The following is a 25,804-nucleotide window of genomic DNA, read 5'->3' as shown; positions in this document are numbered from 1 at the left end:
CACGGAGGCCATGCCCGTGCAGTCATTTCAGTTCATTACCACGCCCACCATACTCACCGAGCCTGGAGCTGCCAGTAAACTGGCTGAACTGTGTCGTGAACGGCAGGCTTCGTCCGTCTTCCTGGTGACCGACGGTGGCATTCTCAAAGCCGGCCTGCTTGAGCGGGTTCGGCCGGCTTTCGAACGTGCTGCGTTGAAACTCAGTGTTTTCAGTGAGGTCGATGCAGACCCATCCGAACGGACGGTGCTCGCTGCCATAGATCAGGCACGTGCAGCCGGTACAGATACTGTGATTGGTTTTGGCGGTGGCAGCTCGATGGACGTGGCAAAGCTGGTGGCGCTGCTGGCTTCGCCTGGTTGCTCACAATCCTTGCCCGAAACCTATGGTGTCGGCAATGCCAAAGGTAAGCGACTGCCACTCATCCAGGTGCCTACGACGGCAGGGACTGGTTCCGAAGTGACGCCAATTGCGATCGTGACGACAGGCGAGACGACCAAGTCTGGCATCGTTTCTCCACTGCTAATGCCGGACGTGGCATTACTGGACGCGCAGCTTACCCTGGGCTTGCCGCCGCATGTCACGGCCGCTACAGGCGTTGACGCCATGGTTCACGCCATCGAAGCGTATACGAGCAAGATCAGGAAAAATCCGCTGTCGGATATGCTCGCTAAGGAAGCGCTACGCCTGCTTGCGGGCAATATCCGTGCTGCGGTAAGCGATGGGCAGAACATCGAGGCCAGACAGGCGATGCTGCTTGGCGCGACGCTGGCGGGGCAGGCTTTTGCCAATGCGCCAGTGGCCGCGGTTCATGCACTGGCCTATCCGCTGGGCGGACATTTCCACATTCCGCACGGCCTCAGCAACTCACTGGTTCTGCCGCATGTGCTGCGTTTCAACAGCAGTCTTGCCCACGTTCACTATGGCGAGCTGGCCCCTATAGTGCTGCAAAGTCCGCTGACCGGTGGCACGAGCGAACGGGCTGAACTATTGATTTCGGGTCTGGAGCAGCTGATCAGTGAGCTGGGCCTGCCGACCCGTCTGCGTGACCTGGACATCCCCGAGTCCTTTCTGCCTCGCCTGGCTGCAGACGCCATGCTGCAGCAACGTCTGCTTGTGAACAATCCGCGGGAGATGTCCGAAGCCGAGGCCCTTACCATTTATCGGAGCGCCTACTGAATATGACTGCACACGTACCCTCGCGGGCCGACTACACCTGTTTTCACAGTATTACCACTCGCTGGATGGATAATGATGTGTACGGCCACGTCAACAATGTCACCTATTATTCCTATTTCGACACGGCGGTGAATCATTACCTCATCCATTCGGGTGGCCTCGACATCAAGGCTGGGCCGGTCATTGCCTACGTCGTTGATTCGAAGTGCAGCTATCGCCAGAGCATCGCTTATCCGGATGAGATCGAGGTCGGCTTGAGGGTCGCCCGGCTTGGCAACAGCTCGGTCGAGTACGAGTTGGCGATATTTCGCAAGGGCGAGGCCGCCGCCTGTGCTTGCGGTAGTTTCGTGCATGTATTTGTGAGCAGGTCGGATGAAAAAGCCGTGTCTATACCTGAGACAATCAGGCGCGCCTTGCAGCAGCTTATCCGCCAGTAGGCGGATGCGGCAGGTCCTGCTCCTGCCAGGCAACCACGCAGTTGCGGCCACGCGCTTTGGCTTCATAAAGCGCTTTATCGGCTTCGGCGAAGAACGTCAGGCTGTCTCCCGGCGCAGTGGGGGTCATGCTATTCACGCCGATACTGACAGTGACAGTGAGGGTCCTCGATGACACACGGAAGTCTGACTGCTCAATCTGCTCCCTGATTTTTTCTGCCACTTTCATTGCGCCCTCCAGCGGTGTGTCGGGGAGCAGGACGACGAACTCCTCACCACCGTAGCGGGCCGCCAGGTCCTGCGGACGGGTTACGATCTCCCGCAGGCAAGCTGCCACCATCTTGATACAGTCATCGCCTACGAGGTGACCGTGCTCATCGTTAAAGCGCTTGAAGTGGTCGATATCCACAATGAGCAGGGATAAGGGCCTGGCATAACGGAAAGCCTCTACGAAACTGGAGCGGAAGGCTCTGTCGAAATAGCCACGATTCTTCAGTAGCGTGAGTGTATCAGTGGCACTGATTTCCAGCAGTCGTTGATTCAGTTCTGCCAGCTGGCTGGTACGTTCGTGGACACGGGTTTCAAGCAGATTATTGGCTTCAACCTGAACATCGAATGCTTTCTGTTGGGCCAGGAACAGGGCCCGCTTATCCTTGTTCAGTCGGTCTGCCAAGGCGATGGAAAACAGGATGATGGCGAAGGCTGAGCCAACCTGGGTGGCGTTTTCGGTGAAGAAATTCTGCGGCAGCACAGTGAATTTGCTGAGTGCGAGGGTGATGCCACCGAGCAGCATGCATGCCCAGGCCAGGGAGTACAGTCTTGCGCCTGGGTCGCCCGACCACCAGCGGTAAAGACCATAACAGAACAGGACTACGCAACCGATGAAGGCCAGCACGACGGTCGGCGAGATGAGAAGTCGGTAGGGCACGAAGAGCGACAGAAGGACCAGCAGCGCTGACAGGATAATCAGCGCCTGAATCGAGCGATAAGCGCGAAGCTGGAGTTGTGGCTTGACCGAAAGGAAATGCATTGTAAACAGGCAGCCAAAGCAGACCGTGCCATTGAGAAAGAAGATAATGGCCTGATCATTCCACCAGCTCGCGTCTGGCCAGAGATATTGATAAGCCAGCCCGTGAAGACTCGCAAGAAACAGCGGCATGCAGGCACTGTACCCCACATAATAGAGAAAGCGTCTTTCAGAAACAGCAAGATATACGAAGAAGTTATAGAGAAACATCACGAGTGCGATGCCATAGTAAATACCCTGGAACAGCATTCGGGATTGATCGGTAACGTCGAAAGCCGTCTGAGACCACAGCGTGAGCGGGACCTGAAGTGCGCTGGTCGATTGAACGCGCAGATACAGGTCGAGCTCGCTCAAGGGCGGCAGGGTGACTGGAAAGAGGAAGTTACGATGATGTATCGGACGTTCAGCGAAGTGGCGCTTGTCGCCGGTTCTGAAGGTCTCGATCACCTCGCCATTGGCAACGAGATAGAGCTCGACATCGTCGAGCACAGGGTAGCTGAGTTCGAGCACCATCTCCCGCCGATCCTGCGCTGGATTGCGAACCGTCGTGCGGATCCAGTATGGCGTCGAATCATAGCCAAAGCTGAGGCCACTCTGTCCATTGTAGGTCCATTGCGCGCTCGGCAGATTCATGACCTCATGAACCGTCGCGCTTGTCGACCCGGATTTCCAGTAATGGGTGTGATGACCAAGAGGCAGACGCTGGGTAGCAGGCTCGAGAAGAACCTCACTGGCCAGCGCTACGGAAGTCACTTGCAACAGGAACAGGAGTGCGATCAGAGCTCGAATTTTCAATCAGACTACCCAGGAAACGTTCCTGAAAGTATGGGTGAAATCCGCCTGCTCGCAAGTCGACCGTACTAGCCTCTGGTAGGGGTGCCGCGTCTAGGCAACAGTGTGCCTAACAGGCCCAGCAACACCAGGCCCGCTGCAGGCGGAGCGCTGACCTGGACCTGTGTCTGCACGAGGTCGAAGGCGAGATCATCAATAACAGCCGAACTGCCAGCGCCTCGAATCGTCAACTCATCAAATTGCGAAGGGCCGAAATCGAAATGCGCATAGCGACCAGCCGGGTTGATGAGCAGGCGCTCGGAGACGAGATCACCCTTGAAGCGGGTTGTGAGGGTCCAGCTGCTGGACTCGTCGTCGCCAAGGTAACCACTGACGTGACTGGCAGCGCCTGCGAAAGTCAGGGTGAGTGTATTCGAAATGCCGAGATCGATATCAAGGCTGTCATAGGCTGCAAAATGCTGCCCGCTTCTCGGCATGATGCCAAATCCGCCCGAGTGATGCAGGATTTCCCAGCCGCCGCCGAAAATGACACCCTCATGGACATATTCTGTATCGAGTGCTTCCTGAGCATGGAAGCAGCAGCCTTGCGGGCCGAATTCGTCAAAGCTGATTTCGCCGGCATTGGCGAACATGGTGGCTGTTGCGCTGAACAGAATTATCGAGGAGAGGAACGTCCGTTTAAAATTCATACTACTGTCCTTGGAGTTTGAGTGTCCGAGCGGAACCTTAGCGGAAATTTCGGCACGAATCGAGCAGCGAAGACGGTGCTTTTGTCAAGGCTTGAAGTGGTTCACAGCACAAGTCGATGGGGCTGAAGCGCGTCACGACACGACTTGCCGGTGGTAAAGCGCTGTGCTGGACGCTAGCATACAAGCGCTCGACACCGCCGACTGCTGACAGCACGGCGGTGCCACATTCAATTTTTCGCAATCCGGAGCAGTGCAACAGCTATGGTATGGACCGTATATCTTTCAGGCGAAATACACACCGATTGGCGAGACAAGCTTCGCGCTGGCTGCGAAGCCCGCAATCTACCGGTGACCTTCACGTCGGCTGTGACTGATCACGAAGCGAGTGATAGTGCTGGCGATGTGCTTGGAAAGGCGGAAAACCAGTTCTGGCGTGATCATCGCTCGGCAAAAGTGAACGCCATTCGGATCAAAACACTGATCTCGAACTGTGATCTTGCCGTGGTGCGTTTCGGTGACCAGTATAAACAGTGGAACGCTGCATTCGATGCCGGCTACTGTGCGGCCATGGACGTACCCTATATCACCCTTCACGATGAGAGCATCGTGCATCCCCTGAAGGAGGTTGATGCGGCCGCCATGGCGTGGGCCACGACGCCTGAGCAGGTGGTCGAGATCCTCGAATATGTCACCAGCCGCTCGTGAGCTTTATGCGAGCATCCCGACCAGAGGGGCAGGCGCCTACAGAGTCGTATGGTATGGAATGGTGTCTGCTGCAGAATCAGTTCGATAGCTACGAGAAATTTGCGTTGCTGCTGAAAGTGCTCAACGTAGCGATTGTTACTCTGAGCCTGATCAATGGGCTCGCCAGTATCTTTATACTCGCACTGCTGCTCGTCGTCTGGCTGCAGGATGCGATCTGGAAGACGTTCCAGGCGCGGATCGAGTCACGTTTGCTGCAACTCGAGACGAGTATGGGAGGTAGCGCAGCAGCAGAACCTGCCGTAACGCCGTTTCAGTTCAACCTTGAATACCTGAAGGGGAGAGGAGGCACCTTGGATCTGATGGTGGAATACGGACGTCAGGCTTGTCGGCCTACGATCGCCTATCCTCACGTCGTTCTGGCAATACTGTATGGGCTTTACCTCATGACCGCCATCAATTGAACCTGACGAGTGAACTTGCATGTTAACCCTGGATGAACTGACCACCTTCTTCAACAATGAATTTCCCCACGTCACCTGCACCGTCGAGGCTGTAGGCGAAATGGGCTCGGTCATCCGTCAGCGGGTGACCCCGACGGAACTCAGACCGGGGGGAACGGTGGCTGGCCCAGTTTTGATGAGTATGGCCGATATCGCGCTCTACGCTGCGATCCTCGGCGAAATAGGATTGGTGCCCCTCGCCGTGACGACAAGCCTTAACATCAATTTTCTCCGCCGCCCCTCACCGAATGCTGACGTGATTGCCGAATGCCGCCTGATCAAGTTGGGTCGGACACTTGCCGTCGGCGAGGTGAGCCTGTACTCGGAGGGGGATGAGGCCCCGGTGGCACACGCGGTAGGTACTTATTCAATACCGCCGCGGAAATAGTTCCAAGAAACAACAGAAATGACTGAGTCAGACTTGCCAGGACTCGGTCACGCAGTGTATACCCCTGGCACTAGAGCTTTGCAGTAACGACAGCCGGAAAATGCTGTTTTTTCATACGCTAAGGAGGGTTTTTTGATGCATTACATGATGTTTTATAATCTTGCGCCCGATTATCTCGAGCGCAGAGACGAGTACCGGCTGGCCCATCTGCAGCATGCCTGGGCAGCTCAATCTCGTGGGGAGCTGGTGCTTGCAGGTGCACTGGCAGACCCTGCGGATGCGGCCATGCTGTTGTTCAGTTGTGAGGATCCCGAAGTGCCGAAACAGTTCGCGTTGGCTGATCCCTATTTTGAGCACGGCCTGGTCACCGGTTTTGAAGTGCGCTTGTGGGCGACTGTGGTGGGTGAGGCGGCAAGTACCCCAATTAAGCCTGGCTAGTAAGCCTCTGAAATTGAGTCATTTATTGCATAATCTCGGACCTGGACTATCGTAGGTGAGCAAAACTAAACCTAGTTGATGATTCGGAGTTCTATAGCGTGCGGCGATCGGTTAGTGCATTGCTGCTGCTGTTCGTGCTTGCCCTTGTGAAAGGGGGGCTCGTTCAGTTGGCAGATGAAGAGGTTTATGATTTGGATGAGTTTCAGCATCCCGTTCAGCTGGTGAGCGCACCGACGATGCTTTGCTAGCGGCAGCCAGCGCCAGCACCGGAATGAGGGGAGGGGGAAATGATCATAGCGGAAACCGAACGCTTGCTCATTCGTGAGTTCGTTCTGGATGACGCGCAGCAGCTTGCCGCCATATTGGGGGACCCTGAAGTCATGGCGTATTCTGTCAACGGCCCCTTGGACCTGCAGGCTACAACGAGATTTATCAGCGCCTGCACGGAGTCCTACAGCCAGAACGGCTTTGGTCAATGGGCGCTGGTCGACAGGGAGTCTCAGGCTTTGCTTGGTTTCTGCGGTTTGAGTCGGGTCTCGATCGAGGCCGAAGACGCTGTTGAAATAGGATATCGTCTATCACAATCGAGCTGGGGGAAGGGACTGGCTGCAGAGGCCGCGGCGGCGGTGCTGCATTATGGGAAGGCGAAAAAGAAACTCGATTCTGTTGTCGCCATTATTGCGCCGGCACACTCACCATCCATCCGCGTTGCAGAAAAGGTCGGTTTCAGCGAGTTCGAACTGGCCCAGTACAGTGGCTGGGCTGTCCGGGTCTATCGTCAGCGTTGGTGATTTGAACGCATACTATACCAGACCCGGTGTGACGCAGCAGCGGTCTTGGTTAAACCTACTATACCAGACCCAGTGACCTTTGAGTCGGCGCCTTCTAACCTTGGAGCCAGTCTATTTCAACTACACTACTATACCAGACCGGTTGCGCTTATTTTACGAATTGGCGTACCTACCCAACACCACCATTTCACCAAAACTCACGCACCTACAAGTCAAGGCGTAGAAGGGCGGCCATCTGCCCACCCTCTAACGCGAGATTGGGTGTTTTATGTGAACCAGTTCCCATTTGAGTGCTAAATCGTGAAAGTGCATGGAGGAGGGCTCTGGTAGCTTTGGTAGTGCTCGTCGACGTTCCCAAAACAAATACAACTACGACAGGTTGCCCTCATGATGAATAGCGTAATGGACCGATTCACTATTGCCGCAAGTGCGGTTCTGTTTTCTGCCAGTGCCTGGAGTTTTACACCGACCCCAGATCCCGATCCAACCCCACCACCACAGCCATGTCAGGTCGACTGCGACTTTACTCGTGGTCCTAATCCTACTTCGAGCTACCTCGAAGCGAACAGTGGTCCCTACAGTGTTGGCACTGTGCGGGTTTCAAGTTCCGTGAATGGTTTTGGCGGTGGCACTATCCACTACCCAACCAACACGACCGGTAAAATGGGCGCCATCGCTGTAGTACCTGGGTTCACTGCAGGTGAGTCTTCGATTGCCTGGTGGGGACCTCGTCTGGCTTCACATGGCTTTGTGGTAATCACCATTGCCACCAACTCGGGCTTCGATCAGCCTGCCAGCCGTGCCACTCAGTTGTCCAATGCACTTGATTATGTGATTAGTCAAAGTAATAGCAGCAGCAGCGCCATTTCCGGTATGGTCGATGCTTCACGCTTGGGCGCGATGGGTTGGTCAATGGGTGGTGGTGGCGCGCTTCGCCTCGCCTCAGGTGCTCGCTTGAGTGCTGCCATACCACTTGCGCCATGGCATTCGGGCAGCAATCCTTTCGATCAGATTGAAACACCGACCATGATCATCGCCTGCGAGAGTGATTCGACTGCGCCGGTCGGTAGCCACGCGTCGCCATTCTATAACAGAATTCCAGCCAGCACCGACAAGGCCTATCTGGAAATCAACAACGGCGATCATCGCTGTGCGAACGGTGGTGGCAGCAACGGCGGCCTGTTGGGCAAGTATGGTGTATCATGGATGAAGCGTTTCATCGACAGGGATACTCGATATCAGCAGTTCCTGTGCGGCCCGAACCACGAGGCCAACACTGCGATCTCCGAGTATCGTGACACCTGCGCCTACTAATCTGATGTCGTAGAACGAGTCATGGATTCAGCCCAGGGAACTGCCAAGCTGTATATCTGGAGAAATCAGCTTCTCTTCCTTGGTGCTAGCAGAATTGCCTACCGCTCCCATTCAGTAGTGTCTGACAAGCTTCTTGTCAGTCTGGATGGGGTGATGACCATCTCCCCAAACACTGGTAAGCCCATCAGCACCCGTAGCGTCTTACTGAAAGCGGGTACCAGTTTCGCCAGTCTCAATCTCGATACCAGTGCCGCTGTCGTGGCCATCTATTATTTGCCACCCCTGAGCCAGGATCATGCCGCGCTTGAAAGTATCATGACCCGCGTGTCGGACAATATGAGCTATGCGCATCCTCAGGAAGACTTGCTGGTCAGGCGCCTGCTGTACATTCGAGACGAGGGCCTGCATCCTAGCGAAACACGTAGAATGCTGAGGGATCTCATCATTCCGCCGGCCTTGGCCGGAGTCGTTTTCCGAGAGTTCGACCCGAGAATCGTTACTGTTATCCAGAGCATCCGCGAAACAGTTGCCGAAAACCTGAGCGTGCAAAAATTTGCCGCCGAGGTTCATCTTTCTGCTTCGCGCCTGGAAAAACTTTTCAAGGAACAGATAGGCGTACCCATTACCCGATACCGTTTGCGCTATCGGGTTTTCGTTGGTGTGATCCATCTTGCGCTAGGTGAATCCATAACCAATGCAGCGTTGGCAGCTGGCTTCGCAAGCTCGGCACATTTTTCAAAGTCATACAGCGCCATCCACGGTATTGCCCCGTCCGCACGGTTTCTCAAGCCGCCGATGCTGGAGGTCTTGATGGCTGATGAAGTGCTTGGATCGGGCGTGCCGGTGGTAAATCGTGCCGCGCCACTGCGTGTAATTTGAGGGCATTTGATGATGACGAAACCCATTAATCCACTCCTGCTGGGAATCTCCATCGCCGGTCTTGCCCTGCTGACGGTAGTGCTGGTGATCTATCTCGATCCAGGCGCAACTGTCGTCGAGGAGCCTACGGTGTCGTCGGCTAAACCTGACGGTGCGGATGCGCTTGCTGAAAATACAATCGCCTCTGCCTGGCAATGGGCGGCCGAGCCGGGAGCAGGCAAGGATTCAGCACCTGTCGAAGCGCAACAGCCTGAAGGTGAGCCAATGCCATTCACGCCCGACTCGGTGTACGCGGCCTTACAGGCGGTAAAGCTCGACGAGAACGGAGACGTTATCGCCGATCATGACGCATTGCTCGCTCTGGAGGCGACATTGGCAGCCACGGATGCAAGACTCGCGCCTGCACAGATCGCAGCGCTCCAGGCTTTGATCAAGCAAGGGCTGCCGGGCAAGGCGGGCGAGCAGACAGCGCGTATCGTCGGCGATTATGCAGAGCTGCTCAAGGCGGAGGCGGATTTTAACGACGTGTACTTCACAGAGGATGAGGGCGCGCAGAATCTGACGGCCGACGATTTCGAGAGACAGTATCAGGAGCTACAGGCCCTACGTGAAGTCTATATGGGCAACGAGGTCGCCAGCTCGCTGTTTGCCGTGACTGACGCCAATGCGCAATACATGTTCGAGAGTCAGCGCATTGAAAGCGACACTTCGCTTTCGACGCAGGAGAAGCTGGCGATGGCGTCCGAGCTTCAGGCTCAACACGTCGAACAGACGACCGGTATCAGGGACTGGAACCAACGCTACAAAACGTTCATGGCGGAGAAGCAGCGGGTGGTGAACGCTGGGCTCAGCGACAACGAGAAACGCACGCAAATTGCGGCATTGATGCGCCAGCACTTCGATAACCATGAGTTGGAAAAGGTCAGCCACTTGCCACTCGGCGATGTTACTGATATCAACTGAGCGGTGAGTCGATTGAGGCTGCCCACATGGTTCCCGGCGATGGGGCTTGCTGTCGTGACCTTTACTTTCGCTGCACTGGCGCTCTATCTTGCGCAGCTCAGGCAGGCGCCTGATACAATTCACCACGATCTGTGGGAGCAGCCTGCGGAGGTAGCAGCACAGCGTCCAGTCGCGCCAACAAGCTGGTCTTTCGACTTTGCACCAATCAGCGCGATTCTGCAGAACGTCAGAGTAGACGAGCAGGGCAGGCTGGTGCTCGAGCCTTATCTCGCTCGTGTGCTCGAAGGCGCTACGAGCATACTGCCGACAGATCTTGACGATGCTAATCTCGAGCGCCTGGCGCAGCTGATAGATATTGAAATGCCGGGGCTGGCGGGCGAGACGCTCTCGAAATTACTCGTGAATCACTATCGCTATCGACAGGCTGCGAACGCTGCAGGGCAGGCAAGCGCTGCGACTGATTCACGTGCAACACTCGAAAACGATATAGCGCTCAAGCGAACGTTTTTCGATGAGGCTACCGTTCAGGCCGTTTTTGGTAAGGGGATCATGCTCAAGTCCTACCTGTTGGCGCGTCGCGCAGTCAATGAAGATGATGCGCTGGATGAAAAGCAGAAAAAGCTTCGGCTGGCCGAGCTGAGCGCGCGTTATAATCAGATCTTGCCGAGCCAGGATTGATCACGCGCCTATACGGGCAGGCAGGACTGTCGCACATTCGAGCAACGGTGCTCGCACTGGTTTCGGGCTTGCTGCTAGCTGCGCCATTGCTGTATCCCCCACTATTTGCGCTAATGTGGCTTGCCTTTGTGCCGCTACTCATCGCTGTTCATCGCGCGACCCTGTGGCAGGCCTACGTCTGGGGCTTGCTCAGTGGCCTGACGCTAGGCATGGCTGCCGCTTACTGGATCATCGATTTTCTCATGCTCTCCAAAGGCTACGGCTTCATGCTGAGTCTGGTCTGGGGGGCACTATTCTGGCTGTATACGGCACAGCTGCCAGCCCTCATCATCCTCCTATTCGCCTGGCTTCGACGACGTACAGGCCTACACGATTACATCCTGTTTCCTGTGACTACCGCTGCACTATGTGCGGTTTTTCCATTGCTGTTCCCATTCCGACCGGGTGAAACGCAGACCGAATTCCTGATGGCCTTGCAGGCTGCTGCGCTGTTCGGTGTCAGTGGTCTGGACTTCATTATCGCGCTCGTCAATATCATGTTGTTGCACGCGCTGCTCAGACTTAGTCGGCTCGCTACCTTGTTGCCAGCACTGGGACTCGTGGTGGCCTGGTTTCTCTATGGTTGGTATTGGCTGGGGCAGTGGGATGAGCTCGTCGCACGGCAGGACACAATCAGTTTCGGCCTGGTCCAACCCAACGAGCGCCCGACCTTGCAGAGGTCGCCTGTATACCCGGGATACAGTCGTGCGTTTCCACCTGAAATGGAGATGACTCAACGACTCGCTGCTGCCGGCGCTGAGATCGTGGTATGGCCGGAAGCGCGTGACAAGGATTACTTTCAGGACAAGGCGGTGGCAAGAGCCTTTACGAACGTTATAGATAATCTTGATATATCACTGATTTTCCAGGACATCGAATCCAGTGAAAAGGGCAGTCCGGCGTCTCCAGTCGTGCAGTACAACACTGCTGTGATGATCGCCAATGATGGGCAGGAAGCAGCGCGTTACCGGAAGATGAAGCGCATTCCCTTCGGTGAATATGTGCCCCTGGTCAGTGATGTCCCCGCGCTCAGAGTTCGAGCAGAGAATTTCCTGGGCGAATTCCTCAACGAGATTGCTGCGGGTCAGGCCTACGAAGACTTCACTACGGCGGCAGTAACAATGGTGCCGCTCATCTGTTATGAGACCGTCTTCCCGGTCTTCGTGGCAGAGGCGATAGCGTCCGTTGCGCGAGCTGAAACAGGACCCGGCCGGCCGGGCGGACTATTGCTGGCCATGTCGAGCAACGGCTGGTTCGGCGCGACCCGGCAGCCGTATCAGCATGTCCACAGTGCCATACTGCGCGCTGTGGAAAACCGACTGCCAATGGTGCACGTGGTCAATAATGGTCCTTCAGTAGTTGCGCTACCGCACGGTCGGATTATCTTCATGTCACCGCCACAACACGCTGGTGGTTGGCTGGTCGATGTACCAGTCGCGAGCAACTTCGACTCAAGCTTCTTTAGTCAATACCCCCACATCTTTCGTTATTTTCTACTGGGCTTGCTGGGCGCATGCATTGCTCTGGCTTTGACGCGCCTGAAATCGCCAAATAGTCGACGCATTGATGATAGGCAGTGAGATTCATCACTATTGTAACGGTATGTTAATGGTACACTGCCGCCCTAAATAGCCATGGCAGGAGGTGTCCGATGAAAAAACTGTGCTTTATTGTGTTGGCGATCGTCGCCTATCAGCATTGGGATACTGTTCAGGAGTTGCTGCGGCCACCTCCGGCGATGGCTGCCGACCCGGGTGAAGTGATTCTGTTCGCCACGTCATGGTGTGGCTACTGTGCCCAGACCAGAAGTCTGCTCGAGCGCGAAGGCATCGATTATCTGGAGTACGACATCGAGACATCGGCTGAAGGGCTGGAAAAATTCAAGGCGCTTGGCGGCCGCGGCGTACCTGTGCTCCAAGTCGATAACAGCGTGGTCTACGGCTATAGCGAGCGCAAGATGAAGGCCCTGCTGTTCCAATAATCAACTGTCGAGTCACCCATACCAAAGCTCTCGAGGAGAGCGGAGAAATTATGAACAACACGCTTGTCCTTGGTGGTATCCGCTCCGGAAAGACCGCCCTGGCGGAGCGACTCGCTGGCGAGACTGACCGTCCCGTCGTATACGTGGCTACCGCCAGCGCCGGCGATGCAGAAATGTCGGCCAGAATTGCCCGGCATCGCGCCGACCGACCGCAGGACTGGGGTCTGGAAGAGGTGCCGATCACGCTGTCCGACACCATCACCGAACAATCCCGGCGGAATCCTCCACCATGCCTGCTGATCGACTGTATGAGTCTCTGGCTCAGCAACCTGATGTTCGCTGGAGATGAGGTGTTTCGGCAGGAGAGGGCGGCCTTTCTACAGGCTCTGGATGACTATCCCGCCGAAGTCATTATTGTCAGCAATGAGGTCGGTCTCGGCACCGTCGGTATGGAAGCGCTGACGCGCCGCTTCTGTGACGAGCTCGGCTGGCTGAATCAGGCTCTTGCGCGGCAGTGTGAACATGTGATCATGTCCGTAGCTGGCCTGCCGCTCACGCTGAAATAGGCTCAACAAGCCCGGTCTTGTGCTCATCGGGCTGGCATCGACCTCCAGAATCGCTATCATGCCCGGACTCTGGCGCAGCGGAACCCCAATTGACTAGTTTAATCACCTCGACGGCAGTCTGTATGGCTGCGCTTGTGCTGGATCACCTGCTGGGCGAGCCCCGCCGAATGCATCCGCTGGTCGGTTTCGGCAAGGTCGCCATTTGGCTGGAGCAGCGTCTCAACCCGCGTGACCCGAAAGCCGCCTGGCGGTCGGCACATCCACTACTCATGGGTTCCCTAGCCGTTTTTACACTTGTCGCGCCGCTGGTGTTGGTTTCGCTGGTGCTCATGGCTGTGCTTTCCGCGCCAGCGCTGATCTTGGTCGAGATTGTCGTGCTCTGGTCGGCGCTATCGCTTCGCGGGCTGCGTGAGCACGCCTTGGCAGTGGCAGATCCGCTTGCTGCGGGAGAACTGCCAGTAGCCCGGGAGCAGCTGGCCCGCATCGTGAGTCGACAGACTGCATCGCTCGATGAGACTGCAGTCGCGAGTGCCGCCACCGAATCCGTACTGGAAAATGGCGCTGACGCCGTGTTTGCCAGTCTGTTCTGGTTTCTGGTTGCTGGAATGCCCGGCGTGCTACTCCACCGTGCCGTCAATACGCTCGACGCCATGTGGGGGTACAGGAACGAGCGCTTCCTCTTGTTCGGACGTGCTGCTGCGCGCCTGGATGATCTATTGGGCTGGGTACCGGCACGGCTGACAGCTTTGACGTATGCCGTGCTAGGCCGGACGCGTCGGGCGCTGGCAGCCTGGCGAACGCAGGCGCCGGCCTGGGATAGTCCCAATGCCGGCCCTGTAATGGCAGCTGGCGCCGGTGCGCTGGGCGTGAGTTTAGGTGGACCAGCACCTTACTCGACTGGACTAAAGCAGCGGCCGCACCTCGGCGAGGGGCCGGCGCCCTCAGCACAGACCGTGTTGGCAGCCGTGACCCTCCTTGAACGAGGTGTCATCTCATGGCTGGCAGTATTGACAGTGCTCGCGTTTTCGATCTATCTCATGACAGGAACGGTCTGAATGAGCAGCCAGCCGATACACGGTGGCCGCCTCAATGCTGCTGCCAGACACTGGCGGATTCCGCTCTCTGAATGGCTGGATCTTTCAACAGGCATAAATCCGAACAGCTGGCCTGTGCCAGTCGTGCCGCCCAACGTGTGGCAGCGTCTGCCGGAGGACGATGACGGTCTGCGGGAGGCTATCCGAACCTGGGCGGATCTGCCTGCGGGGGCAGAAGGTCTGCCGGTCGCAGGTAGTCAGGCGGCTATACAGGCGCTGCCGCGCATTCGCCGCCCGTGCAGGGTAGGCGTGCCGACAATCGGCTATGAAGAGCACAAGCACTGCTGGGCTGCAGCCGGCCACAAACTTGTGACCTTTACGACAGACACCCTGGAGCAGTTGCTCGATCAGCTGGATATCGTCATATGGATCCAGCCGAATAACCCCACGGGTGAAGTGGTATCGACCGAGCGGCTGTTGCAGTGGCACGAGCGCCTGGCGTCCCGTGGTGGCTGGTTGATTGTCGACGAGGCCTTCGTCAGTGGTACAACGGACTCGCTGGCATCCCGTACCGACCTGGAAGGGCTCGTGGTGCTGCGCTCGGTTGGAAAATTCTTTGGCTTGGCAGGTATTCGTGCCGGCGCTGTGCTAGCTCGTCCTGAACTGTGTGAGCAGCTCAACACGGCGTTAGGGCCGTGGTGCCTTTCGGGGCCGACCCGCTACATCATGTCTCGTGCGCTTATGGACAAGCCCTGGCAAGAGGCGATGGCGCGCTCACTTGCTGTTTCGAGTGCCAGGCTGCGAGATTTGCTCGACAGCCAGGGCATGCCGGCTTCGAACGGCACACTGTTGTTTCGTTATGTCCGGCATGCCCAGGCAAGCAAGATTGCAGAAGCGCTGGCGCGACAGGGCATCCTGATTCGTCTCTTTCCTCATCATCCGGCAGTGAGATTCGGCCTGCCGGGCGATGAAGCGCAGTGGCAGAGGCTCAGGCTAGCCCTCGGTAGTGCGCTTGTCCAGAACCTGAAGACATCTTTTTGACCTCAAATTTGACGCATACACGGTCCGTGCTCCGTCAGCTGGTGTACTGTAGCCCCTGCACGAATTCAGCAGGATTCACAGGGAGCGCGTATGAATATCATCATTGCTGATGATCACGGTCTGTTTCGTACTGGCTTGAAGGCTGCGCTGGTCGATGCGTATCCGCATGCGAAACTGATCGAAGCCGAAAGTGGTCAACAGGTGTGGCAGCAACTGCAGCAGCGAGCCGACATCGACTTGCTGCTACTCGATCTTCAACTACCGGACGTCGCGGGACTGGATCTGCTCGCTGAGCTCCAGCAGCGCTATCCACTGGTACCCGTCGCCATACTGTCTGGTGATGACCGTCCCGAAACCATGCGACGAGCACTCGCCTTTGATATACAGGGCTATATCTGCAAGGCAGGGCCAACAGTCGTGGTCATTCGAGCCATCCAGCTTATCCTTGCGGGGGGCAGCTATTTCCCGCAGAGTCTTTACGCGCCCCGTGAGGACCATGGTAGCTCGTCGCTAACGACTGCCTCGGGCCTCAGTCGGCGTCAGGTCGAGGTCCTGCGCTTATTAGCCGAGGGCTTGCCGAACAAGGAAATCTGCAATCGGCTGAGTCTCTCAATGGGCACCATCAAGACACATTGCAACAATATTTACCGTGACCTCAATGTTCGAAACCGCACAGAAGCGGCCCGCGTTGCTCAGGATATGAGCCTCGTCTAGGCGGGTTCAGGCGAGGCGCTCTTGAGCACATGGTTGCAGGCGGCGCGCAGTCGCGGCGGCGATACGGGTTTGTGCAGCACCACCAGCCCGCTGGCTGCAAATCGCTGGAGCAGATCCTCTCGAGTATCTCCAGTAATCAAGATGGCAGGGACCTTGCGACCCGCCCGTAGCCTAATCGATTCAATGAGCTCAATGCCTGCGCCCTGGCCATGGAGATGGTAGTCGCAAATAATGAGATCGACGCCCTCGGCTGAGACACTCAGTGCCTGACGCGCTCCGGAAACAGTTATTGCGTCATTGCCCCAGCTGCCGAGGAGCGCGCCAAGGCCACGGAGTATCTGCGGGTCGTCATCGATCAACAGTACGCGAAGCGCCTGGATGCGTTGCCCCGCCAGCAGCGGTACTGGAGTAGATGGGGGAGCCGGGCTGGCTTCAGGCACCTCAATGGCGAAGCAACTACCACGCCCCCAGTTGGAGCGAACCTGAAGGGGGTGGTCGAGCATCTGACATACCCGTTTGACGATCGAAAGACCGATGCCCGTACCTGACTCATGGCCAAAGCTGCGGAACTCGGTGAATATTTCATCTCTCGTTTTGGCTTCTATACCCACACCGGTATCATAGATTTCGATCAGCAGGCTCGAGCCACGTCTGCGAACGCCCATCAGCACGCCGCCCTCAACAGTATTCTTGATGGCATTCGTCACGAGATTGAGCAACACCCTTTGCAGCAGCGTGGCGTCGGAGTCCACCCAGAAGCCCCCTGCACGAACACGAATCTCCAGACCCCGCTCAGCCGCCTGTGTCTGGCAAATGCCAGCAACCGAGCGCATGAGCAAGCCGATATCGACCGGCGCTCGCCGTACTTTGAGAACGCCGGCTTCGAGCTGCGAAATGTCGAGCAGCGTGTTCATCCAGTCCTGGAGACTGTTCGCAGACACCAGAGCATTGCAATAGAGGCGCCGGCCTTCAGGGCCCTGCACATGCTTTCGCAGTGCACCCAGAAGGAACTGAAGGGCCTGAAGTGGCTGTCTCAGATCATGGCTCGCAGCTGCAATGAAACGTGATTTCTCGGCGTTTGCGCTATGTGCTGTCCGCCATGCCAGGCGGGCGTCATCAGCACGCTTCTGCGCAAGCTCACACTGCCGCTCGAGGCGCAGGTTGACGTCTTCCAGCTCCACAGTGCGCGCAGCAACACGCCGCTCGAGGTCTTCCTGATGCAGGCGGAGTTGCTGTTCTGCAGCATCGCGCTGCTGCAGACTCTGGGCGAAACCAGCTAACAGGCGGTTCAGGGCGTAGCTGAGCAGTCCGAGTTCGTTTCTGCGATTGACGCCCCTGCCGACGCCATCGATGGTATCGGGTGAATCGGTCTTCACCGCGCCAACCTGCTGGGCCAGCTCTACGATTGGCTTGGCGAGGGTAAGGTAGAACATGAGCCAGAGCACCAGTGCCAGCACGCAGTTGCGTAACAATCCGGTTGTGAGTGTGACGATTGCGCGTGAGACGAAATTCTGCGCGAGCACGGTGCTGTCCATCACCACATTGAGTTCACCGACCGGTGCCTCGTCGGGGTAATATCTCAGAGGTACGCGATACTCTTCCATATCGCCGAATAGCCAACGCGCAATGGTGTCATCGCCCCGCACCTGCGAGGTGCGCTCCTTGGACAGGAGCATGACGCCGAAGGCATCGCGCAGCTCCACACTGAATACTGGCTGATACTCGAGCAGCCCATCGACGACATTGACTGCCAGCGAGGCATCAATATCGAAAATGGCGCGGGCGGCCTGTCTCTGCATGATGGCAACGGCCTGAACAACGGTAGTCTCGACCTGCGTCCGCTCACGAAAATAGTCAGTGAGTAACTGTGCGCTGCTCATGAGCGTTCCGAGGCCGAAGGCGACCAACATGGCGTAACGAGCCTGCTGCCAGGCCAGACGATCCCGTGCCGCCAGTTTCAGCCAAGGTCTCACTCAAGCGCACCCTGCGGCAAGGAGAGAATATTTGCGATGCTGAAGTCATAGCGCTCGAGCGTATGATCCCTGATTTTGGACAGACGCTGGATATTTACCGCATCGAGATCGGCGTTCATGCGCTTCTGCAACTGTGCAGCGGAGCGTCGGTCGGCAACAGCCATCGGCGTGAGCAGGCGGGCGCCAGGGTCCCGATTGAAGTCCCGACCGTGGTAGTGGTCGTGCAGCAGGACCAAGGCGATGAGGCTTTCAAGTACGTGGCCGCCGACAGATAGCGTAAGCTGGCCTTTGGTGACTGCCTCAAGCGCCTCATCTGTCCAGTCAATGCCGCCAACGAACCTTGCGCCAGCGCTGCCACCACCAATTTCGGCGGCAGCGTCGCTTGCGCCGAGAGCGAGGCCGTCCGATGCTGCCCATATCACTTCGGTTTCGGGATGTCGGCGCAACAAGACGAGCGCCTTGGCCTGGCCGTCCTGTCTCAGCCATGTTCTCGAATTGACGAGGGCGTTGAGACTGCTGCGTTCGTGCTCGGCCAGCGCCTGTTTCAGCCCCTGCGCCCGCAAAGCGGCAGCGGTACCGTTGATAGATCCGTTGATGCCCACAGTTTCAATCACACCAGATCGATCGAGCTTACGGGCCATGGTCAGCAGACGGTCGGCCAGGAGATATCCGGCCTGGCGGTCGTCGGAAACCAGATGTCCTATCCAGTGTCTGAATTTTCCACGAGGCTCCCCGAATAGCAGTCGCTCATCATCATGAATGTCGCTGAGAATCATCATGCTTTTTACACCAACTGCCTCGGCCTGCTCGAGTATGCGGTGACCAGTGTCCCGCAAGTTGAGAAATAGCAGATAGTCCGGTGGATTCTCGGCGCTCAATATATCGTTCGCGGCCTTGACATAGGAGAAGCGACTCGTGATGTCCTCCTGCGTCTGATAGGAGACAGTGAGATCCATGTCCAGCTGTTGCGCACCGTGCCGCATGAGGCGGGTGACCTTTTCCCAGAAGATATTTTCTGGTGTGGCGGGATTGAGAAACACCACACGCGGCCGCGTATTGTCGGACCGGGCGGCTGATGCACTGGAGCTAAGCAGACTCAAGACGAAGAGCAGGTAGATCAAACCCAGACTGCGGCGCGAAACGCACAGATCGACAAGCGGAGCCCTGGAGCCCCTGATCCTAATCATTCCGAACAAGTCAGTGCCTCCCTGCGCCCTGTCGGGAGAATGCGACAGGCCAATAGTGTTTGTATCGATTGTTTGAATGGATTGTATGGTGGTTCAGTGAGCAGAACTGTGACTGCTTCCCAGAGGCGAAAAAAAGGGGATGCCTGGGCATCCCCTAAAGATCGCTGCGACACTGGACGTCTAGCGATACTCGCCCTCGGCTTACCTCGCTACACCTTGACGCATGGCATCCAGAATGCGGCCATTGTCAGCATCGATTTCCCATGAGAAAACACCCGCAAGGCCATGATCTTTAGCATATTTGGCTTTTGCTTTAGCTGAACGTTCGTTCTCGAAGCTGATCAGTTGGCCTTTGCTGGCGCTGTAAAGCCAGGGGGCCTCTGCTTGCGCATCGTAGCCATAGGTGAAGCCGTTGATGCCCGTGCCGTTGGCGCCGCCAAGATAGTTCCGTTCGATATCCTTGTAATCCAGTACGCCGGCTTCCCAGGTGCCCGGGATGGCCGAACCACCAGTGCCGCTGAATGGATCATTGGCACTGCCGCCTGTTACGCCCTGCCAGCCGCGCCCATACATGGCGACGCCGAGAACGAGTTTGTCGGCTGGTACACCTGCAGCAAGCAGATTGTCGATGGCAGTATCACCATTGAAACCCGGAGTGGCTTCATTCGTGGCTGCATAGAGGCCTGCCTGGTGACCGAGGGTGCCGTCCCAGGCGCCGTAGAAGTCGTAGGTCATCGCAAATACGTAGTCCATGTGTGCTGCGGCATTCTGGTAGTCGACCTTGTCTATCTTCGCCGCAGCAGCGCCGACAGCCGCGGTGAGCAGATACTCCCGACCGGTTTCAGCTTCCAGGCCATCGAGTGCCTGTCGCAGTTCACGCATGAGGGTCGCGAAGGCTTCAGCATCACTATCCGCGCCCAGTTTTGGGTTGGCACCGCCGCCACCTGGATATTCCCAGTCGAGATCGAGACCATCAAAAACCTTGTAGGTCTTAAGAAACTCAATAGTCGAAGTGATGAAGGTCCGGCGTTTCGCAGGATCGTTCGCCATAGGATGGAAGGGGTCGGACAGGGTCCAGCCGCCAATGGAGGGCAGAACCTTGATATGCGGGTTAGCTGCTTTCATCTTCGCCAGCTGACCGAAATTGCCGCGAATTGGATCATCCCATTTATCACCGGGATAGCTCTTTTCCAGCGCAGCGAAACGGTCGTGTATCGTGACCGTGTAGTCTGCTTGATCGGCGCATTCACTCATGAGTGCTGAATAGCCTGCAGGGTTGGCTAGCTGTAATGACTCGTTCGGACCGCAGATCGCAATGAAGCCGTAGAGCAGGTGAGAGAGCTTTTCGGCAGGCACATCGGCAACATGATAGTTGCGGCCGTAGATGCCCCATTCAACGAAGTAACTCGCGACGACATTGCCGCCGCCGCCAGTACCGCCATCGGGGTTATCGGTACCGCCGTCGGTGTCACCGCCGTTTCCACTTCCGCCAGATCCACCATCGGTGCCACCGTCTGTACCGCCATCAGTGCCGCCGCCAGTTCCACCGTCACCGCCGTCCGTACCGCCGTCCCCGCCATCAGGACAGTCTTCGGCTGCACCACGGTCGCGCCAGACGCCCCAGTCGCCGCCGGTGCCCGGCGTGTCATTCTGGGTCCACCACTGGGCTTCCCAGAGGCGGCCGCCGTGTGTGGATTGCATACCCTTGGTGTAAACAGCGCCAGAAGTCCAGGCTGCAACGGCGCCTTCCACGCAGCTGTCGCCGCCGCCCGCACCGCCACCTGAGCTGCCGTCGCCGCTTCCGCCACCGGTCCCGCCGTCGCTGCCGCCAGAACCACTACCAGGGTTCCCCCCGCCAAACTGCCCGAGCGCATTGACCGTAGCCGCGGTATACGCACCATTCGCAGCGCTCACACCCGAGCATTGGGCAAGATCGATGTCGCAACTCTGGTCCCGATTGAGCGCCCAGAAGCCTATGGAATACAGGCCGTTATCCTTGGCGAACTTCGTCTGACGGGCCTGTTCATCGACTGTCGTAACGTGGCCATCATCAGCCTTGCCGATCATGCTGATAATGCCGTACAGACCACGAGCTTTTTTGAATTCATCGAAGTGATCGGCGCAGACCATACCAGTAGCGGTATTGCATTCACCCGTGAGATGTTCTGCGATCAGACCTACAGAAACCTTCGCGGCCTGGTAGACGTCCCGATTGAGGCCGTAGTAATCGAAAGACATGGCCGTCACTGCGCTGAGTGCATTGGCGTCGTACATCGCTTTGGCCATGGCTATCACACCGCTACTCAGGCCGGTTTCTCCGCCGTGGCTTGGTACAGTGAGCGTGATGGGGTGCTGCGGCAGTTGCCGGCGTACTGCCGCCATGATAGCGACCATGCGGTCGCGGGCAGCAGCGTCGGCAATATAAGAGCCTTCAAAATCGACGTCGATGAAGTCGAAGCCGTACTCTTTGATGAAAGCGACGAACTTGCTGGCAACCACTGCAGGCGTGCCCGCCATTTCGTGAAGATAGCCTGCGGAAGCGCCTCCGGTGGAGACGCCGACTTTGATGCTTTTCTGATGCGCTGCGGAAATCTGGGTCTTGAGTAGGTCGGGGTCATCTGCCTGTAGCCGTATCTCATCGCCGTAAGCGAGGGCAAAGGCCAGCAGAATATCGTTCACACCGCTTGGCAGCTGGCGCAGGTCGTTCACCCAGTAGGCGCTATTGCCGATGCCCCACGAGTAGATATATGGGATGAATCTTGTAGTGCTGCTCTTGACCGGCGTAGCAGGGTCGTCACCGCCGTCACCTGGGTTATTCACGCCGCCGTCGCCATCATCTGTGCCACCACCACCACCGCAGTCAGCGGGGCCGATCAGCGTCCACAAGGAATTGGTCAGGGGAGTCCAGCCAGCGCCAGTCCAGGCGGTGTGGGTCACCAGCGCTCTATAGATATTCTGCTGGTAGATCACTTCCTGGCCAAGCTTGAAAGTGTTGCCTTCCTGCCATTGGGGTGCGTCGCAGGGAGCCGCCGTTGCAGAAGTCGGCAGCCCGCCGGCAAGCGCCAGACTCGCACCAAGCAGTATTGCGCGGCAGAGTTTGTTCCTGGGGAACAGTGATGTCGTCATTGTTGTCGTCCCTAAACGAGGGTGTATCGAAATCCAAAGTCTAGGGAAGACGGGAGGCCTGGCCTATCAGGCAGGCGGTTGAAAATCACAGCACGATTCATCCTTTTGGCCGATGTCGATCGTCCGGGCATTTTTAAATCAGCTGCGAATACGATTGACCCATCCCCCGCTCATTGTTAGCCTTGCCGCACTTTTCAGGTGCCCTCGTGCAATGCGTGCGAGGGTGAAACGGGAAGCTGGTGAATCTGCCTCGACGCAGAACAGTCCAGCGCTGCCCCCGCAACGGTAATTGAGTTAACCCTGGTCGAATGCATCACTGTACTGCAGGTATGGGAAGGTGATCAGTGGAGGATGCCTGCATCTGCTCAAGAGCCCGGAGACCGGCCTGAAATTCGGTATCCTGCTGCCCCTCTGAAATGGGCGGTAAGTGATGCCAGCACCAAACGTTGCGGTGGGCGATGGTCTGGTGGGTGCAATCGAGCCCCGCTGCTCAGTTCGCAACAAGCCCGCCACCCAAGTCGCTGCCGCTCTAGAAACCATCGTGCGGGCGTGCACGTCGAGCTGGGTAAGCATTCAAGATGTCAGTATTCAAAAATTTTCACGTGATAGCCTGGTCAGGGTTTTCTCTGTGTTCTTCCACCGCAGCGTTTTCTGCTGGTTCCATCAGCGCTGAAACCGAGCTGCGTCGTCTGGAGCCAGTGGTCGTTACGGCCAATCTCAAGAGCCAGACGGTCGGTGAGAGTCTTTCGTCGGTCACCGTCATTGAAGAAGCGGATATCGAAAGGCGGCAGCCGCTGGCATTCTCGGAATTACTGAGAGGGCAGCCAGGCATCGATGTCTCTGGCAACGGCTCCTTTGGAAAAGCCACGAGCGTATTCACTCGCGGTACCGGCAGCGAGTCGACCGTGCTGCTGATCGATGGAGTTCGCGTGCGTTCTGCCACAGCAGGCAGCGCACCCTGGACCTTCATCCCGCCTGAAATGCTTGAACGAGTCGAGATCGTTCGGGGTTCCCGCAGCAGCCTCTATGGGGCTGATGCGGTTGGCGGTGTGGTGCAGGCTTTCACACATACCGCCAGCGGTTCGCCTGAGGGCTGGGTAACGCTCGGTGCTGGCGACTACGACTCTACAAAGCTCGGCGCTGGCCTGGCTGGAACCCACAGGCGTACAAGTTTTAGCCTGGCTGCCAATCAGTTCAGGACCGATGGCGTAGCCCTGATTGAAGGTGGCGACCACAAGGGCTACGAGAACAACTCGGGCATCGCACGCCTTGGACACATCTTCGAGAATGGCTTCGGTGCAGATGTGATGTTGTTCCGGGCGGAAGGGAATACCGAATTCGAAGGTGGCGAGACCGATTTTGCCGTCCAAACCCTCGGCGTCACGCTTGATGCGCCAGTTACGGATCGCTGGCTTAGTCGACTCCAGCTTGCACAGTCACTGGATGACAGTGATAACAAGCTTGATGGCGACGAGCCTTCGACCTTCGATACCGAAACCAATAGTGCCCGGTGGGAAAACTACATCGATTTCGCTTCGCATCAGATCATTCTGGGTGGCGAGTTTGCCGTGGATGATGTTGACAGCACCACCGATTATGCTGAAAGCAGCCGCGATAACACTGCTATCTTTGGCATGCTCCTGCTGGATTTCGGAGCCCCTGAAGTCCAGGTAAGTCTGCGCACTGACGATAACGAAGCCTACGGTCGCCACAATACCGGTGCTATTGCCTTGGGCTACGCCCTTGATGATGCCCACCGCCTACGCACCAGCTATCGTACTTCCTTTCGCGCGCCGACCTTCAATGACCTGTACTTTCCTGACTTCGGCAACGCTACGCTTGAGCCGGAAACTGCCGACGCCTACGAAATTGGCGCCAGTGGCCACTATGACACTTGGTACTGGGATGCTGCTGTGTACCAGAACGAGGTCGATAACCTGATCGCCTTCGTTTCCCAGGGCGGTGTCTTTGCGCCCTACAATGTAGATGAGGCGCGGATCCGCGGGCTCGAACTCAGTACTGGGGCAGAATTTGGGGACTGGGCCGTGAAAGCGACGGCCTCAGTCATGGATCCACGGGATCTCGGCAGCGATAACCGGATTCGTCGACGCAGTGGCAAACAACTACGACTGGATGTCGATCGCGATATCGGCAGCGTCTACCTCGGGGCAACAATAAAAGCCCAGGGCTATCGCTACGATGATGCTGATAACGAAGACAGGATCGGCGGCTTCACCACTCTGGACCTACGGGCGGGCTGGGCCTTCGCCCAGGACTGGACCACTCGTCTGACGGTGGACAATGTGCTGGATAAGCAGTACGCCACAGCCAAACGCTTCGATGGTGTCGACTACATCAATGCGGGTCGAATGGCGCTGCTGACGGTGCAGTACGAGTTCCGCTAAGCGTTTTTCCGGCAACGTTGACTTCCGCGCCCCTGACAGCGCCAGTTCAAGGAGACTCCGATGATTAGTTCAGCTGCTTTTGTGAGGCTCTTGGCTTTGCTCCTGATAAGCGCCTCGACTGCCTACGCGGCGGAGCGCTGCGCTACCGACGATATGGACCGAAAGGTGTGTCTTGCCTCGCCAGCCAAGCGAATCGCCGCGCTCTCTCCGGGGGCTACTGAGCTGGTTTACGCGGCAGGGGCGGGCGAGCAGGTCGTTGCGGTCGTTTCACACAGCGACTATCCGGCCGCAGCGCGCCAGGTCCGATCCGTAGGCAGCCATACCAGGCTTGATCTGGAGGCGCTGGTCTCACTGAAGCCAGACCTGTTGATCGGTTGGACCACCGGAAATCCACAAGAGCAGGTCGACAAGCTCGAGGCGCTGGGACTTACCCTGTTCTTTATCGAGCCACGTGACTTCGAAGGCGTAGCAACGGCGATAGAGCGGCTGGCCCATCTAGCCGGCACTGAAGCAGAGGGCGGCGCAGTCGCCGGTGAGTTTCGCAAGGGCATCGCAGATGTGGCCGCTCGCTACGAGAAGGCAGACCCGGTAACTGTGTTTTATCAGGTCTGGGACGAGCCTCTGATGACGGTGAACGATGAACACCTCATCGGCAAGGTGCTGGCCTTGTGTGGCGGGCGAAACGTCTTCGGTGGGCTGGATCGACTGGTGCCCAGAATAGATACTGAAGCTGTTCTGGTAAGCAATCCAGAGGCGATCATCGCCGGTGGTATGGGTGAGGAAAATCCGCAGTGGCTGACACCGTGGCGCAGCTTCAAGGATCTGAAAGCGGTGCGACAGGACAATCTCTTCTTCATACCACCATCACTGATACAGCGGCCAACCCCGAGGCTGCTCGAAGGCAGTCGTGCAGTCTGTGAAAAACTGGAGCAGGCGCGTGCCAACCGCTAAAACAGGCACTCC

24 protein-coding genes and 1 riboswitch are annotated in these 25,804 nt (G+C 57.3%); of the genes, 19 read left to right on the top strand and 5 right to left on the bottom strand.

The window, feature by feature from the left end:
- Positions 1 to 16 precede the first annotated feature (16 nt).
- Both ACH3PB_RS07105 and ACH3PB_RS07100 read left to right on the top strand, forming a co-directional pair.
- A complete protein-coding gene (locus tag ACH3PB_RS07105) occupies positions 17 to 1,177 on the top strand; it encodes an iron-containing alcohol dehydrogenase (protein WP_416398735.1) in 1,161 nt (386 codons plus the stop codon).
- Positions 1,178 to 1,179: 2 nt separating this feature from the next.
- Positions 1,180 to 1,614 carry an acyl-CoA thioesterase gene (locus tag ACH3PB_RS07100; RefSeq protein ID WP_416398734.1) on the top strand — a complete coding sequence of 145 codons (435 nt, stop codon included), beginning with the start codon at positions 1,180 to 1,182 and terminating at the stop codon, positions 1,612 to 1,614.
- On the opposite strand, the gene ACH3PB_RS07095 is transcribed toward ACH3PB_RS07100, so the two are convergent.
- Entirely contained in the window at positions 1,601 to 3,433 is a 1,833-nt protein-coding gene (locus ACH3PB_RS07095) for a 7TM diverse intracellular signaling domain-containing protein (RefSeq protein WP_416398733.1), read from the bottom strand. The two genes, ACH3PB_RS07100 and ACH3PB_RS07095, sit on opposite strands and share 14 nt — an antisense overlap.
- A gap of 65 nt (positions 3,434 to 3,498) precedes the next feature.
- Positions 3,499 to 4,119 (bottom strand): hypothetical protein, encoded by a 621-nt coding sequence (locus ACH3PB_RS07090; RefSeq protein WP_416398732.1) that lies wholly within the window; start codon positions 4,117 to 4,119, stop codon positions 3,499 to 3,501.
- 261 nt (positions 4,120 to 4,380) lie between these two features.
- Here ACH3PB_RS07090 and ACH3PB_RS07085 point away from each other — a divergent pair, with 261 nt between their 5' ends.
- From ACH3PB_RS07085 to ACH3PB_RS07015, 15 genes are all read left to right on the top strand, one after another.
- On the top strand, positions 4,381 to 4,824 hold the full coding sequence (locus tag ACH3PB_RS07085) for a YtoQ family protein (protein WP_416398731.1): 444 nt from the start codon (positions 4,381 to 4,383) through the stop codon (positions 4,822 to 4,824).
- A 5-nt stretch (positions 4,825 to 4,829) separates the two neighbouring features.
- Complete coding sequence (locus ACH3PB_RS07080; RefSeq protein ID WP_416398730.1) at positions 4,830 to 5,285, top strand: hypothetical protein; 456 nt, start codon at positions 4,830 to 4,832, stop codon at positions 5,283 to 5,285.
- Between the two features lie 19 nt (positions 5,286 to 5,304).
- Complete coding sequence (locus ACH3PB_RS07075; protein WP_416398729.1) at positions 5,305 to 5,712, top strand: PaaI family thioesterase; 408 nt, start codon at positions 5,305 to 5,307, stop codon at positions 5,710 to 5,712.
- 135 nt (positions 5,713 to 5,847) lie between these two features.
- The gene (locus ACH3PB_RS07070) at positions 5,848 to 6,150 is read left to right on the top strand and encodes a YciI-like protein (protein WP_416398728.1); all 303 of its coding nucleotides are present in this window, start codon (positions 5,848 to 5,850) and stop codon (positions 6,148 to 6,150) included.
- A gap of 287 nt (positions 6,151 to 6,437) precedes the next feature.
- The gene (locus tag ACH3PB_RS07065; RefSeq protein ID WP_416398727.1) at positions 6,438 to 6,941 is read left to right on the top strand and encodes a GNAT family N-acetyltransferase; all 504 of its coding nucleotides are present in this window, start codon (positions 6,438 to 6,440) and stop codon (positions 6,939 to 6,941) included.
- A gap of 387 nt (positions 6,942 to 7,328) precedes the next feature.
- Positions 7,329 to 8,255 carry an alpha/beta hydrolase family protein gene (locus ACH3PB_RS07060; protein ID WP_416398726.1) on the top strand — a complete coding sequence of 309 codons (927 nt, stop codon included), beginning with the start codon at positions 7,329 to 7,331 and terminating at the stop codon, positions 8,253 to 8,255.
- A gap of 21 nt (positions 8,256 to 8,276) precedes the next feature.
- Positions 8,277 to 9,134: a helix-turn-helix domain-containing protein gene (locus ACH3PB_RS07055; RefSeq protein WP_416398725.1), complete on the top strand. Its 858-nt coding sequence runs from the start codon at positions 8,277 to 8,279 to the stop codon at positions 9,132 to 9,134.
- A gap of 9 nt (positions 9,135 to 9,143) precedes the next feature.
- Entirely contained in the window at positions 9,144 to 10,097 is a 954-nt protein-coding gene (locus tag ACH3PB_RS07050) for a lipase secretion chaperone (RefSeq protein ID WP_416398724.1), read from the top strand.
- A 12-nt stretch (positions 10,098 to 10,109) separates the two neighbouring features.
- A complete protein-coding gene (locus ACH3PB_RS07045; RefSeq protein ID WP_416398723.1) occupies positions 10,110 to 10,775 on the top strand; it encodes a lipase secretion chaperone in 666 nt (221 codons plus the stop codon).
- Positions 10,772 to 12,394 (top strand): apolipoprotein N-acyltransferase, encoded by a 1,623-nt coding sequence (gene lnt / locus ACH3PB_RS07040; RefSeq protein ID WP_416398722.1) that lies wholly within the window; start codon positions 10,772 to 10,774, stop codon positions 12,392 to 12,394. Before ACH3PB_RS07045 ends, lnt begins: the two co-directional genes overlap by 4 nt.
- Before the next feature lie 71 nt (positions 12,395 to 12,465).
- Positions 12,466 to 12,795: a glutaredoxin family protein gene (locus tag ACH3PB_RS07035; RefSeq protein ID WP_416398721.1), complete on the top strand. Its 330-nt coding sequence runs from the start codon at positions 12,466 to 12,468 to the stop codon at positions 12,793 to 12,795.
- Between the two features lie 50 nt (positions 12,796 to 12,845).
- Positions 12,846 to 13,361, top strand: coding sequence for a bifunctional adenosylcobinamide kinase/adenosylcobinamide-phosphate guanylyltransferase (gene cobU / locus ACH3PB_RS07030; RefSeq protein WP_416398720.1), 516 nt, complete (start codon positions 12,846 to 12,848; stop codon positions 13,359 to 13,361).
- An 89-nt stretch (positions 13,362 to 13,450) separates the two neighbouring features.
- On the top strand, positions 13,451 to 14,416 hold the full coding sequence (cbiB, locus tag ACH3PB_RS07025; RefSeq protein WP_416398719.1) for an adenosylcobinamide-phosphate synthase CbiB: 966 nt from the start codon (positions 13,451 to 13,453) through the stop codon (positions 14,414 to 14,416).
- Positions 14,417 to 15,436: a threonine-phosphate decarboxylase CobD gene (gene cobD / locus ACH3PB_RS07020; protein ID WP_416398718.1), complete on the top strand. Its 1,020-nt coding sequence runs from the start codon at positions 14,417 to 14,419 to the stop codon at positions 15,434 to 15,436.
- A 90-nt stretch (positions 15,437 to 15,526) separates the two neighbouring features.
- The gene (locus ACH3PB_RS07015; protein WP_416398715.1) at positions 15,527 to 16,150 is read left to right on the top strand and encodes a response regulator transcription factor; all 624 of its coding nucleotides are present in this window, start codon (positions 15,527 to 15,529) and stop codon (positions 16,148 to 16,150) included.
- On the opposite strand, the gene ACH3PB_RS07010 is transcribed toward ACH3PB_RS07015, so the two are convergent.
- The 3 genes from ACH3PB_RS07010 to ACH3PB_RS07000 all read right to left on the bottom strand — a co-directional run bounded on the left by ACH3PB_RS07010 (position 16,147) and on the right by ACH3PB_RS07000 (position 22,436).
- Positions 16,147 to 18,123: an ATP-binding protein gene (locus ACH3PB_RS07010; protein WP_416398714.1), complete on the bottom strand. Its 1,977-nt coding sequence runs from the start codon at positions 18,121 to 18,123 to the stop codon at positions 16,147 to 16,149. The genes ACH3PB_RS07015 and ACH3PB_RS07010 overlap by 4 nt on opposite strands.
- Positions 18,120 to 19,310 (bottom strand): ABC transporter substrate-binding protein, encoded by a 1,191-nt coding sequence (locus ACH3PB_RS07005; RefSeq protein WP_416399427.1) that lies wholly within the window; start codon positions 19,308 to 19,310, stop codon positions 18,120 to 18,122. The genes ACH3PB_RS07010 and ACH3PB_RS07005 overlap by 4 nt, the downstream gene beginning before the upstream one ends.
- A gap of 201 nt (positions 19,311 to 19,511) precedes the next feature.
- Positions 19,512 to 22,436: a glycosyl hydrolase family 18 protein gene (locus tag ACH3PB_RS07000; protein WP_416398713.1), complete on the bottom strand. Its 2,925-nt coding sequence runs from the start codon at positions 22,434 to 22,436 to the stop codon at positions 19,512 to 19,514.
- A 179-nt stretch (positions 22,437 to 22,615) separates the two neighbouring features.
- Positions 22,616 to 22,840: riboswitch (cobalamin riboswitch) on the top strand.
- Between the two features lie 174 nt (positions 22,841 to 23,014).
- Between ACH3PB_RS07000 and ACH3PB_RS06995 the strand changes: the two genes are divergently transcribed.
- Together ACH3PB_RS06995 and ACH3PB_RS06990 are read left to right on the top strand one after the other, a co-directional pair.
- On the top strand, positions 23,015 to 24,841 hold the full coding sequence (locus tag ACH3PB_RS06995; protein ID WP_416398712.1) for a TonB-dependent receptor plug domain-containing protein: 1,827 nt from the start codon (positions 23,015 to 23,017) through the stop codon (positions 24,839 to 24,841).
- Positions 24,842 to 24,901: 60 nt separating this feature from the next.
- Positions 24,902 to 25,792: a cobalamin-binding protein gene (locus ACH3PB_RS06990; RefSeq protein ID WP_416398711.1), complete on the top strand. Its 891-nt coding sequence runs from the start codon at positions 24,902 to 24,904 to the stop codon at positions 25,790 to 25,792.
- The last annotated feature ends 12 nt before the right edge of the window (positions 25,793 to 25,804 follow it).

Origin of the sequence: Allohahella sp. A8 (assembly GCF_047946665.1) — a bacterium.
In the GTDB taxonomy this organism is placed as follows: Bacteria; Pseudomonadota; Gammaproteobacteria; order Pseudomonadales; family Oleiphilaceae; genus Allohahella.
Note: the sequence above shows the minus strand (reverse complement) of the source record. Positions and strands in the feature narration are given on the sequence as shown.